This window comes from Bradyrhizobium sp. UFLA05-153, assembly GCF_054185185.1.
In genome coordinates this window covers 1-4,669 of record NZ_JBBIAM010000251.1, presented here as the reverse complement: position 1 = coordinate 4,669, position 4,669 = coordinate 1, and the positions used below count along the sequence as shown (strand labels likewise).

Sequence of the window (4,669 nt, the reverse complement as noted above, 5' to 3'; positions counted from 1 at the left end):
GTTCAGGCGAAATCGGATGGTTGGCATTGACGGACGACGACCTCAGGACCTGTCGAATTTCTTGACGACATCGGCCCATTTGACGATATCGCCGCGCAGGAATTTTTCGAACTCGTCTGGCGTCATCGCCATCGGCACGGCACCCTGTTCCTTCCATAGCTTGACGATGTCGGGCCGTTTCACCAGTGCCGTCACGGCGGCGTTGAGCTTGTCGATGACCGGTTTCGGCGTGCCCGCCGGCGCCATCAGGCCGAGCCAGATGGTTGCCTCATAGCCGGGGACGCCGGCTTCGCCTGCGGTCGGAACGTTCGCCAGCACCGCGGAGCGCTGCTTGCCGGTGGTCGCGAGCGCGCGCACCTGGTTCTCCGTCACGTTCGGAGCCATCGCCGGGACAGCGTCGATCATCATCTGCACCTGCCCGCCGATCACGCCGCTGCGCGCCTCGCCACTGTTGCGATAGGGGACGTGCACGACGTCGATCCCGGCCATGGCTTTGAACAGCTCGCCCGCCATGTGATAGGGCGTGCCTTGTCCTGATGACGCGTAGTTCAGCTTGCCCGGCTGCGACTTGGCGAGCGCAATGAAATCCTGAAGCGACTTCGCCGGGACCGAGGGATGAACGACGATGACGAGATCGGAATAGTTCACCGGCGCGATCGGCGCGAGGTCGCGCATCAGATCGTATTTGCGCTGCGCCGGCGTCAGCAGCGATTCGTTCGCGGTCTGGGTGTTGGACATCATCAACAGCGTATAGCCGTCGGCCTGCGACTTCGCGGCCTCCAGAGTACCGATGACGCCGCCGGCGCCGGTGCGGTTCTCGATCACGAAGGGCTGGCCAAAACTTTCCTGGAGAGCATTGCCGATCAACCGCGCTGCAACATCCGCGGGCCCTCCGGCGCCGAAGGGCACGATGATCCGGACCGCATGCGCGGGATAATCCTGCCCGAAACAGCGCGGCACGGAGAATAGGGTGAGCAGCCCGGCGGCCAATGCCAGCGCGAATCTTGGGCTTGTCATGGGCGGCTCCCTGATGTCGTTCTTGTTGGCGCGCACTGTAGCGACAGGCCAAGCCGCCTGTCGACGCCTCACAAAGTCGACCCAGCCAGGAATCTTGACCAGGAATATTGTGCGGTTTCCGGGGTGGCCGCATCCGGAACAGGCCGGGTCGGCCCCGCTATTTGCATGGGCAATCCCGGATAAATGCGCTCGGCTGGCCGGTGCTTTGATGTTACGAAGTTGGCCATGAACCAGCACGCCAAGATCGCGATCCGTCACTCCACCTGTCCGCACGACTGCCCGTCGGCCTGTGCGCTCGACGTCGAGGTCATCGAAGGCCGGAGCATCGGTCGCGTCCGCGGCTCGAAACAGCAGACCTATACGGCGGGCGTCGTCTGCGCCAAGGTCGCGCGCTATGCGGAGCGCATTCATCACCCCGAGCGGCTGATGTATCCGATGCGTCGCACCGGGCCGAAAGGCTCGGGCCAGTTTGCGCGGATCTCCTGGGACGAGGCGCTGGACGAGATCGGGCATCGCTTCAACGCGGTCGAGCGCGAATTCGGCGCCGAGGCGGTCTGGCCCTATTACTACGCCGGCACAATGGGGCTGGTGATGCGCGACGGCCTCAACCGCCTCACGCATGTGAAGAAATATTCGCGCTTCTATTCGACGATCTGCGCGAACGTCGCTCGCGTCGGCTTTGCGGTGGGCGCCGGCAAGATCGCCGGCGTCGATCCGCGCGAGATGGGTGTCTCCGACCTCGTGGTGATCTGGGGCACCAACCCGGTCAACACGCAGGTCAACGTGATGACGCACGCCTCCCGCGCCCGGAAGGAGCGCGGTGCGAAGATCGCCGCGGTCGACATCTACAACAACGACACCGTGAAGCAGGCTGACATCAAGATCATCCTGCGTCCCGGCACCGATGGCGCGTTCGCCTGCGGCGTCATGCATGTCCTGTTCCGCGATGGCTATGCCGACCGCGCCTATATGGACAAGTATACCGATTGTCCCGGTGAGCTCGAAGCGCATCTGAAGACGCGCACGCCGGAATGGGCGTCCGCGATCTGCGGCGTTCCGGTTGCCGAGATCGAGGCCTTTGCGAAGGCGGTCGGCGAGACGAAGCGGACGTTCTTCCGCCTCGGCTATGGCTTCAGCCGAAGCCGCAACGGTGCGGCCCAGATGCATGCCGCGGCCTGCATTCCCGCGGTGACCGGCGCCTGGCAATATGAAGGTGGCGGTGCCTTCTTCAACAACTACGCGCTGTGGCATTTCGACGAATCCATCATCGAAGGCCACGACGCGATCGATCGCGATACGCGCGCGCTCGACCAGTCCCAGATCGGCCGCATCCTGACCGGCGATGCCGAGGCCCTGCAGGGCAAGGGTCCGGTCAAGGCGATGCTGATCCAGAACACCAACCCGGTGACGGTCGCGCCGGAGCAGGTGCTGGTGCGCCAGGGCTTTGCGCGCGAGGACCTGTTCGTGGCGGTACATGAGCAATTCATGACCGAGACGGCGCAGATGGCCGACATCGTGCTGCCGGCGACCATGTTCATGGAGCACGACGATCTCTATTACGGTGGTGGCCACCAGCACATCTCGGTCGGCTCCAAGCTCATCGACCCGCCCGGCGAATGCCGCTCCAACCACGAGGTGTTGCAGGCGCTTGCGCCGCGCCTCGGCGCCGAGCACCGGGGTTTCGAGATGTCGTCGCGCGAACTGATCGATGCGACGCTGAAGCTGAGCGGCCACGGCGATATCGAGGCGCTCGAAGCAGATATCTGGCGCGATCTCCAGCCGGATTTCCGCACCTCGCACTTCCTCGACGGTTTTGCGCATGCCGACAAGAAATTCCACTTCAAGGCCGACTGGGCGCATCCACCGTTCGGCCTGATGATGGGCGATTTCGACAAGATGCCGTCGCTGCCGGATCATTGGGCGGTGATCGAAGAGGCCGATCGGGACCATCCGTTCCGGCTGGCGACGAGCCCCTCGCGCAGCTTTCTCAACACGACCTTCAACGAGACGCCGTCTTCGCAGGCCCGCGAGGGCAAGCCGAGCGTGATGGTCCATCCCCTGGATGCAGCCTCGCTCGACATCGCCGAGGGCGATGCCGTGACGCTCGGCAACACCCGCGGCCAGACGACGCTCATTGCAACGCTGTTCGACGGCGTGCAGCGCGGCGTGCTGATCGCGGAATCCGTCCATCCGAACAAGCACCACATGGGTGGTCGTGGCATCAACGTGCTGACCGGTGCGGACACGATCGCGCCGATCGGTGGCGCGCCGTTCCACGACAACAAGGTCTGGCTGAAGAAGGCTGCCACTGCCTAAGGCGTGCGTCACTGCCACCATCGCGGCGCAAAGTTGCGTCGAGGCGCTAAAGCAGCGCGATGTCGGTAGATTGCGCTTGCGCCCGCCGTCCGACCTGCCGCAAATGTCGGGCAAGCAAGAGCAAACAGGCGAGCGTGCCATGACCGATACGAGCAGTGTCATCACCGAGAAGCGCGGGCAGGCGTTCTGGATCAGCATCAACCGTCCGGAGAAGCGCAATGCGCTCAATGGGGACGTCATCGCCGGCATCGCCAAGGGCTATCGCGATGCGCATGACGACAAGGATGTCCGCGTCATCGTGCTGACCGGGACGGGCAACAAGGCGTTTTGTGCCGGCGCCGATTTGCAGAACTCCGGCGCCGCCTTCGCGATGGACTTTTCCAGGCCCAACGTCGACTACGCCGATCTGTTGCGGCTGTCGCAGGATGCGACGAAACCTGCGATCGCGCGCCTCGGTGGCGTCTGCATGGCCGGCGGCATGGGCCTGTTGTGCATGACGGACATGGCAGTCGCCGCCGATCACGTCATCTTCGGCCTGCCCGAGGTCAAGGTCGGCGTGTTCCCGATGCAGGTGCTGAGCCTGTTGCAGAACATCGCGCCGCCGCGGCTCGTCAACGAATGGGCGCTGACAGGCGAGCCGTTCGATGCCAGGGCTGCGCAAGCGGCGGGCCTGCTGAACTATGTCGTGCCTGCGGCCGAGCTCGACGCCAAGGTCGACTGGCTGATCGGCCGTATCGTCGACAAGTCGCCGACCGCGATCCGCCGCGGCAAATACGCCATGCGCGCCATCGCCTCGATGTCGTTCGACGAGAGCATCGCCTATACCGAAAGCCAGATCGCGCTGCTCGCGATGACTGAGGACGCCAAGGAGGGTCTGAAAGCGTTCAGCGAAAAGCGCAAGCCGTCGTGGACGGGACGGTGAGAGAGAAGTGACGTGATCGCGCTGTGAGTTCCGTCACCCTGAGGTGCGAGCGGCGCAGTGCGTCCGCACTGCGCCGGGAGCCTCGAAGGATGAACGGCCCGGATGCATCCGCGCATTGCGATGTCCTCGCGTTGGGAGCGGGCCGTCGCCCTTCGAGGGCCGCTGACGGAGCGGCCACCTCAGGGTGACGATGCCAAGTATTGCGGATTTTCCGATGGTGACGTTTTGCCCCCTATTTGCCCGATGTGTCAATGGATTTCGGAAAATCAGCAGAATGCGCCGGCGCCATCGGCTACTTTGCATGGGGTTGTTTTCGAGTTTTTGTTTGGCCGTCACGTGTAGGGTGGGTTAGTACTACTGAGTCAGTTGGTCGCGGCGGCTTAGGTGTGAGAATCAAGTATCTGTAGGGATTCA

At 63.7% G+C, this 4,669-nt stretch carries 3 protein-coding genes; 2 read left to right on the top strand and 1 reads right to left on the bottom strand.

What is annotated here, in order from left to right; genetic code table 11:
• Window positions 1-42: 42 nt before the first annotated feature.
• On the bottom strand, window positions 43-1,017 hold the full coding sequence (locus tag Q2941_RS50770; RefSeq protein ID WP_027528484.1) for a tripartite tricarboxylate transporter substrate binding protein: 975 nt from the start codon (window positions 1,015-1,017) through the stop codon (window positions 43-45).
• A gap of 225 nt (window positions 1,018-1,242) precedes the next feature.
• On the opposite strand from Q2941_RS50770, the gene Q2941_RS50765 reads away from it, so the two are divergent.
• Window positions 1,243-3,333 (top strand): molybdopterin-dependent oxidoreductase, encoded by a 2,091-nt coding sequence (locus Q2941_RS50765; RefSeq protein ID WP_458197409.1) that lies wholly within the window; start codon window positions 1,243-1,245, stop codon window positions 3,331-3,333.
• Between the two features lie 139 nt (window positions 3,334-3,472).
• Entirely contained in the window at window positions 3,473-4,255 is a 783-nt protein-coding gene (locus Q2941_RS50760; protein ID WP_254111540.1) for an enoyl-CoA hydratase/isomerase family protein, read from the top strand.
• Window positions 4,256-4,669: the final 414 nt, after the last annotated feature.